Below are 14,291 nucleotides of genomic sequence, written 5' to 3'. Positions count from 1 at the left end.
CGTGTGGAAGTGGGCCATAATAAATTTGTACTTCGGGAAACCGATTATCAGTATAAAAGAAGCAGAATTCTCAACAGAACATCGCAGCGCTTCAAAATCTGAAAATCCATTTTGTACGCTGTTTTGGTTCTGCTTGAATTCTATACGCTTTTGTCTCAACCTCCTTGTAATGAACGTAACACGATAAGATTTGAGGTGTTTTAATGATTCACATAAAACATATCCAACATCGATTTGACAACAATCTTGTTATTAAAGATTTGGAATTAAACATTAAAAAAGGCAACATCGTCACATTAATAGGTAAAAGTGGCTGTGGTAAGTCAACATTATTAAATATTATTGGTGGTTTTTTAAAGGCAACTTCTGGAAAAGTTACAATTGATGAGCAAGTTAAAGAAGCACCGTCACCAGATTGTTTGATGATCTTCCAACACCACAATTTGCTTCCGTGGAAAAATATTAATGATAATATACGTCTTGGTTTATCTCATTCTATCAGTGATGAAGAAATAAACACACATTTAAAAACGGTAGATTTAGATCAAAAAGGCAGATTATTTCCAGAAGCGTTATCAGGTGGTATGAAACAACGTGTCGCACTCTGTCGGGCACAGGTTCATCAACCGAAAGTCATACTCATGGATGAGCCATTAGGCGCATTAGATGCTTTTACACGTTATAAACTACAAGACCAATTAATACAATTGAAAGAAAGAACAAGCGCAACAATCATTTTAGTAACACATGATATAGATGAAGCCATTTATCTGTCAGATGACATTATATTGCTTGGAGATGGTTGCGATATTCTTGATCAATATCATATCGCACAATCACATCCTCGAAATCGTAATGACAGTCATCTATTAAAAGTTAGAAATGACATCATGGAGAAATTTGCATTAAATCATCACTTAGCAGAACCAGAATATTATCTATAAGGGGTTGGAAATATTGAGAAAATTTATTTTGTTTACTTTCATATTCCTTATTATTCTTTCTGGTTGTAACTTGAATACGTCAAAAAAGAGTGCTCATCATAAAAATGAAAAACAAACGATAAAAATTGGTTACTTGCCCATCACACATTCAGCAAATTTGATGATGACAAAAGAAATCCAACAGAACGCTCATAGATCAAATTACAACTTGGAATTAGTACGTTTTAATAATTGGCCGGATTTGATGGATGCTTTGAACAGTGGCAAAATTGACGGTGCCTCTACACTGATTGAGCTAGCGATGAAATCAAAACAGAAAGGGTCAGATATTAAAGCAGTCGCTTTAGGTCATCATGAGGGTAACGTTGTTATGGCAGAAAAAGATAAAAGTATAGAAGATTTTCACGAACATGAAAGCTATCATTTTGCGATACCACATCGTTATTCAACACATTATTTATTACTAGATGAAATGCGAAAGCAACTGAAACTTAGTCCTGATACTTTCAGTTATCACGAAATGCCCCCAGCTGAAATGCCTGCTGCACTAAATGAAGGGAGCATTTCTGGGTATTCTGTGGCAGAACCATTCGGTGCACTTGGTGAAAAGTTAGGCAGTGGTCATACTTTATTGCACGGCGGTGACATTATACCAGACGCCTATTGCTGCGTACTTGTCCTTAGAAGTGATCTCATCCATCAACATCAGACAGTTATTCAAGATTTTATATCAGATTATAAAAAAGCTGGCTTCGAAATGGAGAATAAAGATAAAAGCATTGAAGTGATGGACAAAAACTTTAAACAAGATAAAAAAGTTTTATCACAATCCGCCGAGTGGACTTCTTACGGTAACTTAGCAATTGATAAACAAGGTTATAACAAAATTAAAAAGTTAGTAGACAAGCAGCAGCTTTTCGAAGCACCTACTTATAGTGATTTTGTTGATCCTACGTTGTATAAGGAGTGATAGATGAAATGATAGTTAACAGTATTAAAAAATGGGCCTTACCCATTTTTACTTTTATTATTTTTCTTTTCATATGGCAATGCGTCATTATTTTTGGACACTATGCACCCATTCTTTTACCCGGTCCATTTTTGGTATTAAAAAGCATAGGGCATTTCATTATCACTGGGGATATTTTCACACATTTAGGTATCAGCTTATATCGCTTTATAGCGGGGTTTGTTTTAGCTGTGATTATTGGCGTACCTGTTGGATTTTTATTAGGTCGTAGTTCTTCACTATTCAATGCCATAGAGCCGTTATTTCAATTAATAAGACCTATCTCACCTATTGCATGGGCTCCTTTTGTCGTTTTATGGTTTGGGATTGGTAGCTTACCCGCAATTGCCATTATATTTATCGCTGCGTTTTTCCCAATTGTTTTTAATACAATCAAAGGCATTAAGCACATTGATCCACAATACTTAAAAATTGCGTCTAATTTAAACATGAAAAACTGGTCATTATACAAAAACATTCTATTTCCCGGCGCCTTCAAGCATATTATGGGCGGCATACATATGGCTGTCGGTACAAGTTGGATTTTCTTAGTATCTGGTGAAATGATTGGGGCACAATCGGGACTTGGTTTCCTTATTGTCGATTCACGTAACATGTTAAATCTAGAAGACGTCTTGGCTGCTATATTTTTTATTGGTATATTCGGGTTCTTAATTGATCGCATCATTAGTTACTTTGAAAAATTAATCTTAACACGCTTTGGTGAATAAAGGAGTTGAATTGTATGCGTTTAAACACACATATTGAAGATAAACTAAAGCCCTATTTAATAAAAATTGATGAAGGTTCCTATTATCCAAAAGATTTTATTAGCACTTTATTTAAAGAAGGCTATTTCAAAGAAGATGACATCAAAGGTAACTCAGAAATTATAGAAAAGGTTTCCGAATCTTGTTTGACTACTGGATTCTGCTTATGGTGTCAATTGGCGTTCTCTACTTACTTAAAAAATGCAGAAGCGCCCTACTTTAATCAATATTTACAACAGCAATTATTATCAGGTGAAATTTTAGGGGCAACTGGGTTATCGAATCCAATGAAATCATTTAATGATTTGGAAACATTCAATCTATCGCATCATTATGATGACAATCAACAGCTCATTGTGAATGGTAGATTACCCGCAATTAGTAATATTGAGTCTGATCATTATTTTGGTGCAATCTCTAAGAGTGCATCATCCGACGAACTTATCATGTTTATTGTTCAAGCCAACCAAACAGGTATCATAATGAAGGAAATGTCTAACTTTTTAGGTGTTAATGGTTCGGCAACATTTTCAATTGAAATGCATGACGTCCAAATACCAACAGAACACATTATTACACACAATGCAAAGGCATTTGCCACACAAATACGACCACAATTTGTCGCATTACAGATTCCAATCGCATTAGGTGCAATTCGTTCATCGCTTGATTTAATTCACCAATTCTCTCATGCACAAAACGGCATTAATCAATATTTAGAATATGATGTGCAAGCATTTGAAAGTCAATACAACAAAATCAGACAACATTTCTATGAAGTATTAGATCAAGAGGTATTACAGCGTCACTTTGAAACACTGATTGCGCTTAAAAAAGCCGCTGGCTATTTGTTGCTTGATATAAATCAAGCATCAATGGTGAATGGTGGCTCAAAAGCATATGGCTATCAATCACCACAAGCACGTAAATTGAAAGAAGGCTTTTTCTTTGCGGCATTAACACCGACGTTAAGACATCTAGGTAAACTACAAGAAGAATTAAAAGTAGACTAAGATAGTTAGGCATCATAAAATATCGTTCAATATCTTCTATAACATAGCTTATCCTTGTTTTGTATTTACCTTATAAACGCTTACCAGATTTGAAATTCATCGTGTAAACAAATAAACATCCAGTTATACGATTCATTTTTAGAATCATATAGCTGGATGTTTCATATTTATCTATTCATCTAACATTTTTTCGACATCTTTTTTACGTGTATCTAGAATCAATTGTGATAATTCATCTTTATCCATGCGACGAAGTTTCGGCAAACGAATAAAGAAGAATACCAGTCCTAATAACGTCCAAAAACCTAACGCAATATGCGATGGTAAAGATAATGATGCTGGTGAGATTGGTAGTAATAGTAGTGCTAAGAATATAAATGAAATCACTGCACCAATAATCGCAAATGTTTTATAAACTGGACCGTATGTCGTGCTATTTTTGTCATAACTAAACAATTTTGCCGCTGATAAACAAGTGACAAAATAAGCAATTGACACACCTGTTGATGACATATCAACAATCCATGTTAAAGCCGTACGACCTAACCACGGTGCAATCAGCGTTAAAGCTACTAAGAAGATGATTGCTACATATGGTGTTTTATAACGTGGATGTAACTTACTAAAAACAGTTGGCATAATTCCTGAACGCCCCATTGAGAAGAGTAAACGACTTGCACTCAATAAAAAGCCGTTTAGTCCTGTAAAAATCCCCATGATAATAGCAATCGCAAGGACACCTAAACCAATATTACCAAAAGCTTCACGTGTCACAGCACCTGTTGTCCAAAGACTATCATTCTCTGATGTCAGCCAACCTGTGTATAAAATCATCATTACATATGTGACGGCTGCTGCGAGTAAACTATATACGATTAATTTAAACGTTTTGTTCGGGGAAAAGTTAAACTCTTCAGCCGTTTGTGGAATGTTATCAAATCCGACGTAAGCCCATGGTGCGACTGAAACAATCATAATAATCGCCGGGAACCAGTCGTATGTTGGTCCGTGATATGGTTTCAAATTGTCTAATGAAAAACTTGAGCCAAAAAATGAACTAACAAACATCAAGACAACAACGATAACCATTGCGATACAGAAATAAAATTGCAGTGATCCGGAAACACTCGCTCCATATATCGTAATCACCATGAACACAAGAAGTAATACGGATGCAATAATAATTTCTGTAATATAGACATCCCAGCCAGCGATTGTATATAACTTACCGATTTCAATCACATCTGGTACTAAAAACTTAATCAACAAGCTAAATGCTGTTGCGTTCAATGCAACGACACAAACATAACCAAATGTTAAAAACCATGATGAAAAGAAACTCACATATCGTCCAAATCCTAAAAAGCTGAATGCAAATGCGCCACCAGAAACTGGAAAACGTTCAACCAGTGCACCATAGCTCACAGCGATAATCATCATTAGTAACGCCCCAATAAAAATACCGATAGATGCTGCGATTGGTCCTGAAGTTTGAATCCAATCCCCCGGCAGAATAAAAGAACCCCAGCCGATACAAGAGCCGTATGCAATTGCCCATACAAACTTCTCAGACAAATTTTGTTGCAAATCGCCTCGATCTGGCTTTTTATTTTTCTTTGCCATAAATATATTTCACCTCTAATATCCTATATACCCTAGATTAATTGTAAATAACGATTTTTAAGTATTTGAGCAATTAATCATACATTAAAAGCATAAACTAATCAAAAGTTTTTTCCTGTAAGTAAAATTTGTCATGTGAAATACAAAAAAGACCCCACATTACATGGCGTCTTTTCTCTAAAGTTAACCTATACAAATTATGATTCATCTTCTTTAGAATCATCTTCATTTCTTTTCCATAATACCGAAGCAAGTGCACTAAAAATATGACTTAAAAAATTAAAAATGGCTTCCATCATACATCACCCTTATATTTTAAAAGATGCAATAATGAGCATAATCCAACCAACAATAAATAATACGCCACCGATTGGTGTTATCGCACCTAGCACGCTTATTTGTGTTGTTGCTAAGATATACAATGAACCACTAAAGAACACAATACCGAAGAACATCAACCATCCTGCCCAACTGACATTCAAGTCGAATGCGCCACCTATAATGCCAATCAATATCAAGCCTAACCCATGATACATTTGATACATTGTAGCCTTCTCCCAAACAGACATATAATGTTCAGAAAGCTTTCCATCTAACATATGCGCTCCAAACGCACCTGTACCTACTGCCATCATTGCGTTAAGTGCTCCTAAAATAATAAATATTTTCATCGTCTACTCCCTCCTTAGAAGTCAAAAATAGATTCACCATTACCAATCTCGTCATCTGTTACTAAGCGATTATCCGTTGTTTTCGAAGTCACGCTTGATTCTGTGACACGTCCACCCATCAAACGAATTTCTTCATCTGACACTTTCGTTGATGTGACAGGCGTATGCGTTGTTGCCGAAATACTTGATGTTACTTTAGGTGTTTCTTGATCTGTATATAAAGATGTTAATGTATGAATTGCGTATATATGTTTATCAAATGCAGTATCTGTTGTTGCTTGATCCGCTTGCATTAACTCATGCTCTAATAATTGAATGAGCTTCTCTCTTTGCATGTTGTTACTCCTTTCTTTCACACCACTGAATGGGTTCAATCCCTCGCTCTGTCAGATAAGCGTTAGCTTGCGAATAAGGTTTTGAACCAAAAAAACCACGATATGCTGATAAAGGACTCGGGTGTGGCGCCTTAATAATATGGTGCTTTGTTCTATCAATCAGATGTTCTTTTTGTTGCGCTGGTCTCCCCCAAAGGATAAAGACCACATCTGATTTATGTGTTGAAATAGCTTGAATAACTTCATTCGTAAATGTTTCCCAGCCGATATCACGATGAGAATGCGCCTGTCCCTGGCGTACCGTTAAAACAGTGTTAAGCAGCAATACACCTTCTCTCGCCCAATCTTGTAGATGCGGTGACGTTCTTTGACATCCGATATCATCTGCCAACTCTTGATACATATTGCGTAAGGACGGTGGCATCTTCGCATTTGGTTGAACAGAGAAAGCCAAACCATGTGCTTGATTCGGGCCATGATACGGATCTTGTCCTAAAATAACGACCTTCACTTGATCAAATGGTGTTAAATCAAATGCTTGATAAATATTTTCACGTGCAGGATAAATGACATTTGTTGCATATTCATTTTCTAAAAAATCATGCATCTTTTGAAAATCATGCTTAGATGTAATGTCATGAAAAATAGTAGACCATTCCATCGTATTCACCTCATTCCACATTTTAACATAAATTTTATAGAAGAACGTTGATGACATCGTTTGAAATATTTGCAGCCAGAAACGACCATGATATGATAGTATTTAAGTAAGAATTCGCATTTGAAATAGAAGTTAATTAAGGGAGTGGCTATAATATGGCATTAAAAAAAGTATTAACAATCGCAGGGTCAGATACAAGTGCAGGCGCAGGCATGCAAGCCGATCTTAAAACATTCCAAGAACTCGACACATATGGTATGGTAGCACTTGCTGCAATCGTAACAATGGATAAAGAAACATGGTCACATGATGTTTCACCAATTCCATTCGAGGTCTTTAATAAACAGCTTGCAACAGCTATTAGCATTGGTCCAGATGCTGTTAAAACAGGTATGCTAGGAACTGAAGAAATTATCAAACGTGCAGGCGAAGCATTTGATGAGTCTGGCGCACAATTTTTCGTTGTAGACCCTGTTATGGTATGTAAAGGGGAAGATGAAGTATTAAATCCGGGTAACACAGAAGCAATGATTCAATATTTATTACCAAAAGCAACAGTTGTAACACCAAATCTTTTTGAAGCAGGTCAGCTTTCAAAATTAGGAACATTAAAATCTATGGAAGATATGAAAAAAGCAGCCCAAATCATCCATGAACAAGGCGCACAACATGTTGTCATCAAAGGTGGTAAAGCGCTCGATCAAGAAAAATCTTATGACTTATACTACGATGGTCAAACATTCTATCAACTAACAACAGACATGTTCCAACAAAGTTATAACCACGGAGCTGGTTGTACATTCGCAGCAGCAACAACTGCCAACCTTGCGAATGGTCAATCACCAAAAGAAGCCGTCGTAAATGCTAAAGCGTTTGTTGCTTCAGCAATCAAAAACGGTTGGAAAATGAACGACTTTGTCGGTCCGGTTGATCACGGTGCTTACAACCGTATTGAAAAAATTAACGTTGAAGTGACTGAAATTTAATAACAAGTCAAAACGCCATGGGTTATCGTAACCACATGGCGTTTATTTATTTTATATTTCTGTACAATTTTGATAACGATTAGAGATACCAACTACTACATATAGTGCCATTCCTATCATAATAAAGATCATTTATGCTGGTTTAATATCAAACCATAGAACAACATTGAAACAGGTATCATCTCTTGTACAATAGACTGGTTAATTGAACTTACTACGCTTTTTGATTTTCCACACTGTAAACGATGTTAATAAAACAATTAAAAACAGCCCCACACCAATCATTAAAGGTATGCTTGGTTTATCACCAAACCATTCAATCCCCTTTTTTTCAATTTTTACGCTAGGCGCTTGATATCCTTCTAAAAATTGACGTTCATATTTTAATGAAATACGTCTTTTTTCTTCATCTATTTTGAAGTTCTTGTCAGAGAATTTCATTTTTTTAGGTACGACATCGTATAAGTCCTGCTTCACTTCATACTTCTTGTCATGAATGCGATGCTCACCTTTTGATAAAACTTTCTTATACGTATATTGGTCAAACATCTCTTGTGTCACACCATTAGCAATAATATGACGTGCATGTTTTGCATTGTTGTCATTAAACGGTGCAACATGCAATACAGCTGTTTGAAGTCTTAAATGCTGTTGTTTTGCTGTCATCATAAAATGATAAGCTTCATCACTTGTTCCTGTTTTTAAGCCATCCACACCTGACATGCCATTTGCTTCACCTGGCAATGAATAATTTGTCGTCCTTTGCATGCCACCTTCTTGATTGAGCATTCGTTGTTTCGTGATGTCGAGAATTTCTGGATGATCATTCACAAGACGTGTTGCCAATATCGATAAATCATACGCAGATGATGTCGGTTTTCCCACATCAGTAAATCCTTGGGGTGCATATTGATGCAACCATGCATTGTCCAAGCCAGTTGGATTTGTAAAATATGTATCTTTCATGTTAAACGCTCGTGCTTTGTCATTCATTTGTTGTGTAAATGTAGACGTATCACCTGATACTTTTTCTGCCAATACCATCGTCGCGGCGTTACTTGATACCATAATCGCTTGTTGCAATAATTCTTCTATTGTGAATGTTTGTCCTGCAATGATTGGATGTGTTGAAACATTTGGTAATTGGGCTACACCTTGATGCTCTGCGGTAATCTTCACATTATCAGAAAGGTTCAACTCACCTTTATCAATTGCATCATATACTAAGTAAAATGTCATCATCTTTACAACTGAAGCAGGATAAAGTGTCTGTTCCCCATTAAAATCATACAATATTTGTCCCGTCTGCGTTGTTGTCATTGCCGATTCAGGTTGATAGTCCTTCGACGCTTGTGGTTCATGCTTTTTAGCAATTTCATACGGTGACGTTTCTGCTTCAACAGTTCCAACCAATAACAACTGTAACATCGTAAAAACCATCATTACTTTTAAAAACTTAGTCCTCATACCCTGTTGCTCCTTAACTCCGTACATAGTCAATAAATCAAGAATACGTCAATTAACCGTCAATATCAACACTGGTTTATTGAATTATGAGATTACTTATGTTTTCTAAAAGCATGCAAAAAGACCTCGTACATTCTAAAAAATGTGTCAAGGCCCTTCCCCTTATTATAAAATGATAATTGTTAAAATGATAATTGTTTTAATAACAAAAACAATAACAGTAAACTTTTTAGATTTACTAAAGAAATAATACAGTGATGTAAATGTGATAAGGTCTATAATAGGTATATAGTTCATGAAGATACTAAATGAAATACGGAACCAATCATTTAATATTAATGATGTCATATTTGCAGCAGTGTAACCAAGCACCAATGCAAAAAATAAATCTTCATTTTTACTTTCTTTGTTTCTATCAAATATTAGAAGCAATAACTTAATTAAAAAGAAAGTAAAGATAAATACTAAAATATTGGAAAGTAACACAATGATAGCTGTAAAGAAATGCATTTGTGTTTCTGTCATACTTAATGATTGTTGAAATATTTCCACCTGTTTTTGTAAATTTGATTGATTAGCAGTATAAGTGTAAAATAACATGATTGATGAAACTAAATAAGGTATCATAATAATAATAATAAGAAGTATTTTTTTTAATATTTTCATAATATGATCCACCTTCAATTATAAATTTATTTCTGTATATGTGACGAGATACGATCTTAGCACATTATTATGAGACGTTATAATAATGCATGTGTTGTTCTGTTCACTCAAGTTCTCAATTTGTACTAAGAATATATCTACACTTTCTTTATCAATATTAGAAAATGTTTCATCAATCATAATGAGATTTTGTTAACTACACGATATCTTATCTTTTTCATGTCATGTTAAATCATTCTTAACTCACCCTATTTCATGCCTAATTGTATTTTTCGGTGGTTTTTGTTAACAGTTATGCTTCTTATCTGTCATACACAATTCATAAGCAGTCACTATTAATCAATATAAAATACAACTTTTTAACACACTACAATTACCTTCTCTAAAATTCAATTTTGCTAACGTCACACTACTATCATTTTCACTTTCACTACGCCTTGCTCGTTCTTCACAACAAAGCTGCAACTCTCTTGATACACGTTTAATGGCTCATTGATATACACGGGCTGCTTATAGCGTACGTTACAAGTCATATTTTGCATACCATAGTCCTGTAATACTTTTTGCACAATCATTTGACCTGGCACAACGTGATCATGTATCGGGTTGTCATCTCTGACTATTTTCAAATATTGTGCCACAGCGTCTGCCGAAAACTTCATTAACTGTCCCTCCGTATAAAAGTTTGTTGAATGACATTGTTGTCGTTTAATACAAGTTCAAACTGAAATTGCTCAAAATTTTTAACTTGTTGCACAGATTTGTATGTTAATGAGGCTTTAATCGTTTCATAACAGAAGAGTTTTTCCGCCTCTTTTAATACCGTTTCAACTAACATTATTTCTGTCTCTATAAATGATTGGAAAAGCGTAAAATCACACCAATAACGAGCAAAAAAGAGTAAGGGAATTTCTTGGCTTAGTGGTATATCAAATAGTGTTTGATACGCATGTAAAGTGGTTTGGTCGACTTTAATGTATCGTGTTTCCGTGTGTCCAACGTTCGAATAATGCGGCATTTCCCATTCCTCCTCCAATGCCCATCGTAGCAAGCGTCAGTCGTTGCTTTTTCATATGGAATAACCGTGTCACTAAAATAGCTCCACTCGCACTATACGGGTGGCCAATCGCAATGGCACCACCGTACTGATTTAACTGTGATGCCTTAATATTCAACGCACGCTGTGAGGCAAGTACTTGGGCTGCAAAAGCTTCATTCAACTCTACCGCATCAATATCTGTAATATGTAAATGATGTTTGTCCAACAAATGAGATACAGCTGGGACAGGACCAATTCCTAGTATGTTGGGATCTACACCTTTAATCGCATAATCGATAAACTTTAAGCCTTCTGTTATCCCTAATGACAATGCATATTCCTTTGACATCACAACAACTAACGCTGCACCATCATTTTTCGAGCAACAATTTCCTACTGTCACTGTCCCATTTGAGTAAATGGGTTTTAGTCGTGCCAATAGATTAAGGCGAACGTTGCGCCGCACCCCTTCATCTTGTGTCATCCAGTCACCATTTATTTTAAGTGGTAACATTTCTTCAGCGAAATATCCTGTGTCATATGCCTGCACTGTCTTCGCATAACTATCATACGCAAACTGATCTTGGTCTTCACGAGATATGTCATAGACACGTGCAACATTATCAGCCGCTTCAATCATTGTTGGATCTTGTCCTTCAGGTGCAAAAGAAGCCCTTTCATAAAACTGCGGTGGTTCATTTTCATAGAGTGACGTCGGACGTTCCATCTTCCATGGTGCTCGACTGGTACTTTCCACACCACCTGCGATATAAAAATGTCCTGTGCCTGCTTCAACCATTCGACACGCATAGTGAATCGCTTCAAGTCCAGACCCACATTGACGATCGACAGTCACTCCTGGTATAGATATATCAAGTCCCGCTTCCAATAAACTTTTTCTTGCGACATTACCACCATTCCCAACAATATTTCCTAGGATAACATCATCAAGTTGTTGCCAATCGACAGATAAAGTCTCTTGAAAGTGCTGAATCAATGGTTTCACCAAATCCTCTGGTTCTAACTTCTGTAATTTACCACCATAACGACCAATTGGTGTGCGTTTTGCTGCAACAATCACCGCTTCACTCATTGCCAAGCCCCCTGTTCACATAAAAGTTGTGCTGCACGTCTTGAAATCTTCCCACTTGCTGTACGTGGTAATTTGGGCACACAAATCAATTTGGAAGGAAATTCGTAGCGTGATAATTCTCTTTCTAATTGACGACGTATCTCTCGATATGTAAGTTGACGATCACCTTCATAAAGTCCCAATGCAAGTTCGCCAAACTTTTGATGTGTCTGAGATATGATCACCACTTCATCAATCCCTTGAATCATTTTAAGTGTTTGCTCAATTGTATAAGGAGAAATATTTTTGCCACCAATAATCATGCGGTCTTGAGTGCGACCATGTAAATATAAAATATCTTCTTTAATCGATGCATAATCCCCTGTTTCTATCCATTTAGGTACGGGTTCACCCATATAACCAGAAAACGTCATAGGACTTCTAACGTATAGTTTCCCTATACCTTGCGCATCTTGATCATCAATACGCACTTCAACACTTGGAAATAATCGACCGACTGATTGAAGTGGTGCCATTTGATCTTCATTCACACTAATAAAGCTTGCTTCGGACGTTCCAAAAAACTCATAAATCGTCATTGCCGGGAATTTCGTTTTTAACTGATGATGCAGTTTTACAGACAATTTATCTCCGGATACAAACAGATATGTTTTTAAGTCATTCAATGATGATTGATGCAACCAATCATGAACCATAGTCGGTACGAGAAAAAGGCAGCTTGGTCGACAAAACTGTTGTATTGCGTATTGGCATTGTTCCACATCATAGTCATCTTGCCCGATAAATGTGCGACCATAAAACAATGCATATATGAGCACATATAATGTCAACGAATGTGCGTAAGGTCCTAAAGCAACCATCACTGGCATTTGTTGAATATCAGATTCTAATAATAACGATTCATTTTCTAGAAATGATGCAATCCAGGATGGTTCATCACGATAAAATGCATTCGGTAAGCCCGTTGTTCCCGATGTAAATCCAATGTGTAGTAGATTATCTCTATCATGCCGTACCCCTTGATAATCGGTCGATCTTAAACCATTATCATCCCAAATATAAGAAAATGTATATTTTTCATATAATGCTTCACGACGTTGTTTCGTCCAATGCGGATCCATAACACAAGGGACGCCTCCCTTATACAATAGTGAAAGGTAGGATATAATAAACTTCTCTATATTATTAAAGGAAACAGCTACACCACACGCATGACATTCAACTGGTAACAATGATGCCGCTTGTTGAACACGTCTCCATAACGCTTCATACGTGACTGCTGTTTGATTAATATAAAGTGCAACTTCATATGGCTGATGCTCTGCATAATAGGCAATACGTTTTAATAATTCCATTCGATACTCACTTCTTTGAACACATTTTCTTATATTCTATCATAATGTTCAAAGGCAATATAAAAAGCCACCGGTTACGACAAAGTCGCTTCCAATGGCTCCTGCATGATTTATTCTAAATTCGCATGATTTTCCTGCATGGTTTCTTCGCTAATGTCTAACCGTTCCTGCATATCTAAGACAAGACTATCTAATAACACTTGTGCACTCTGTTCAAATAAACTACCTAGTGGTTGTTGAGAACCTTCTGCACGATGTTTCGTACTCGCCGGTAACACAACTGTTGTATCAGCTAATTGACCAATTGGACTGTCCATTACAGTTGATAATAGTAAGACATGCGCACCTACTGCAACGGCTTTATCTGCAAGCAATTGCAAATGCGTTGTTGAACCTGAACCAGATACAATGATCAAGCAATCCCCTTCTTTAATTGAAGGTGTTGTTGTTTCGCCTACTACATACGCTTGTTGGCCTAGCTGATTCAAACGCATCGCAAAGCTGTTTGCTACAAAGCCAGAGCGACCTTTACCCGATACGAAAACTTTATCTGCTTGCAAAATTTGTTTTACAAAACGATCTGTCGCTTCTGTATCTACTTGCTTCAATGTTTGTGACAGTTCATCCAATATTAATTGATAGTTGCGATTAAACATTGA

Annotated in this window: 16 protein-coding genes; 5 read left to right on the top strand and 11 right to left on the bottom strand. The window is 36.2% G+C overall.

The features are described from left to right. The first annotated feature begins 203 nt into the window (after positions 1–203). The 4 genes from C7J88_RS08475 to C7J88_RS08460 are packed head-to-tail and all read left to right on the top strand — an operon-like array spanning position 204 to position 3,736. Positions 204–944: an ABC transporter ATP-binding protein gene (locus C7J88_RS08475; protein ID WP_095115315.1), complete on the top strand. Its 741-nt coding sequence runs from the start codon at positions 204–206 to the stop codon at positions 942–944. A 13-nt stretch (positions 945–957) separates the two neighbouring features. Then, the gene (locus C7J88_RS08470; RefSeq protein WP_095115313.1) at positions 958–1,914 is read left to right on the top strand and encodes an ABC transporter substrate-binding protein; all 957 of its coding nucleotides are present in this window, start codon (positions 958–960) and stop codon (positions 1,912–1,914) included. Between the two features lie 8 nt (positions 1,915–1,922). Further along, complete coding sequence (locus tag C7J88_RS08465; RefSeq protein ID WP_095115311.1) at positions 1,923–2,684, top strand: ABC transporter permease; 762 nt, start codon at positions 1,923–1,925, stop codon at positions 2,682–2,684. Positions 2,685–2,698: 14 nt separating this feature from the next. Continuing rightward, a complete protein-coding gene (locus C7J88_RS08460) occupies positions 2,699–3,736 on the top strand; it encodes an acyl-CoA/acyl-ACP dehydrogenase (protein ID WP_095115309.1) in 1,038 nt (345 codons plus the stop codon). Positions 3,737–3,907: 171 nt separating this feature from the next. Here C7J88_RS08460 and C7J88_RS08455 read toward each other — a convergent pair whose 3' ends face one another. The 4 genes from C7J88_RS08455 to C7J88_RS08440 form a co-directional block, all read right to left on the bottom strand. Then, positions 3,908–5,359 (bottom strand): APC family permease, encoded by a 1,452-nt coding sequence (locus C7J88_RS08455; RefSeq protein ID WP_095115307.1) that lies wholly within the window; start codon positions 5,357–5,359, stop codon positions 3,908–3,910. Between the two features lie 308 nt (positions 5,360–5,667). Further along, positions 5,668–6,030 (bottom strand): DUF423 domain-containing protein, encoded by a 363-nt coding sequence (locus tag C7J88_RS08450; RefSeq protein WP_095115305.1) that lies wholly within the window; start codon positions 6,028–6,030, stop codon positions 5,668–5,670. Positions 6,031–6,044: 14 nt separating this feature from the next. Beyond that, positions 6,045–6,365: a DUF5327 family protein gene (locus C7J88_RS08445; RefSeq protein ID WP_095115303.1), complete on the bottom strand. Its 321-nt coding sequence runs from the start codon at positions 6,363–6,365 to the stop codon at positions 6,045–6,047. Between the two features lie 4 nt (positions 6,366–6,369). Continuing rightward, positions 6,370–7,026, bottom strand: coding sequence for a uracil-DNA glycosylase (locus tag C7J88_RS08440; protein WP_095115301.1), 657 nt, complete (start codon positions 7,024–7,026; stop codon positions 6,370–6,372). A 155-nt stretch (positions 7,027–7,181) separates the two neighbouring features. Between C7J88_RS08440 and thiD the strand changes: the two genes are divergently transcribed. Continuing rightward, positions 7,182–8,012 carry a bifunctional hydroxymethylpyrimidine kinase/phosphomethylpyrimidine kinase gene (gene thiD, locus C7J88_RS08435; protein WP_095115300.1) on the top strand — a complete coding sequence of 277 codons (831 nt, stop codon included), beginning with the start codon at positions 7,182–7,184 and terminating at the stop codon, positions 8,010–8,012. 201 nt (positions 8,013–8,213) lie between these two features. On the opposite strand, the gene C7J88_RS08430 is transcribed toward thiD, so the two are convergent. From C7J88_RS08430 to hxlB, 7 genes are all read right to left on the bottom strand, one after another. After that, entirely contained in the window at positions 8,214–9,479 is a 1,266-nt protein-coding gene (locus tag C7J88_RS08430; protein ID WP_159031415.1) for a DUF1958 domain-containing protein, read from the bottom strand. A 165-nt stretch (positions 9,480–9,644) separates the two neighbouring features. Continuing rightward, complete coding sequence (locus tag C7J88_RS08425; RefSeq protein WP_159031414.1) at positions 9,645–10,106, bottom strand: hypothetical protein; 462 nt, start codon at positions 10,104–10,106, stop codon at positions 9,645–9,647. A 443-nt stretch (positions 10,107–10,549) separates the two neighbouring features. Next, a complete protein-coding gene (locus C7J88_RS08420) occupies positions 10,550–10,807 on the bottom strand; it encodes a hypothetical protein (protein ID WP_095115294.1) in 258 nt (85 codons plus the stop codon). Beyond that, the gene (locus tag C7J88_RS08415) at positions 10,807–11,163 is read right to left on the bottom strand and encodes a hypothetical protein (RefSeq protein ID WP_095115292.1); all 357 of its coding nucleotides are present in this window, start codon (positions 11,161–11,163) and stop codon (positions 10,807–10,809) included. The genes C7J88_RS08420 and C7J88_RS08415 overlap by 1 nt, the downstream gene beginning before the upstream one ends. Then, the gene (locus C7J88_RS08410) at positions 11,117–12,277 is read right to left on the bottom strand and encodes a thiolase family protein (protein ID WP_095115290.1); all 1,161 of its coding nucleotides are present in this window, start codon (positions 12,275–12,277) and stop codon (positions 11,117–11,119) included. The genes C7J88_RS08415 and C7J88_RS08410 overlap by 47 nt, the downstream gene beginning before the upstream one ends. After that, entirely contained in the window at positions 12,274–13,632 is a 1,359-nt protein-coding gene (locus tag C7J88_RS08405) for an AMP-binding protein (RefSeq protein ID WP_095115288.1), read from the bottom strand. Before C7J88_RS08405 ends, C7J88_RS08410 begins: the two co-directional genes overlap by 4 nt. A 110-nt stretch (positions 13,633–13,742) precedes the next feature. Then, positions 13,743–14,288 carry a 6-phospho-3-hexuloisomerase gene (gene hxlB, locus C7J88_RS08400; protein ID WP_229709396.1) on the bottom strand — a complete coding sequence of 182 codons (546 nt, stop codon included), beginning with the start codon at positions 14,286–14,288 and terminating at the stop codon, positions 13,743–13,745. Positions 14,289–14,291: the final 3 nt, after the last annotated feature.

Origin of the sequence: Staphylococcus muscae, from assembly GCF_003019275.1 — a bacterium.
Taxonomy (GTDB): domain Bacteria; phylum Bacillota; class Bacilli; order Staphylococcales; family Staphylococcaceae; genus Staphylococcus; species Staphylococcus muscae.
The sequence above is the reverse complement of the archived record's forward strand: the minus strand, read 5'-3'. Positions and strand labels throughout refer to the sequence as shown.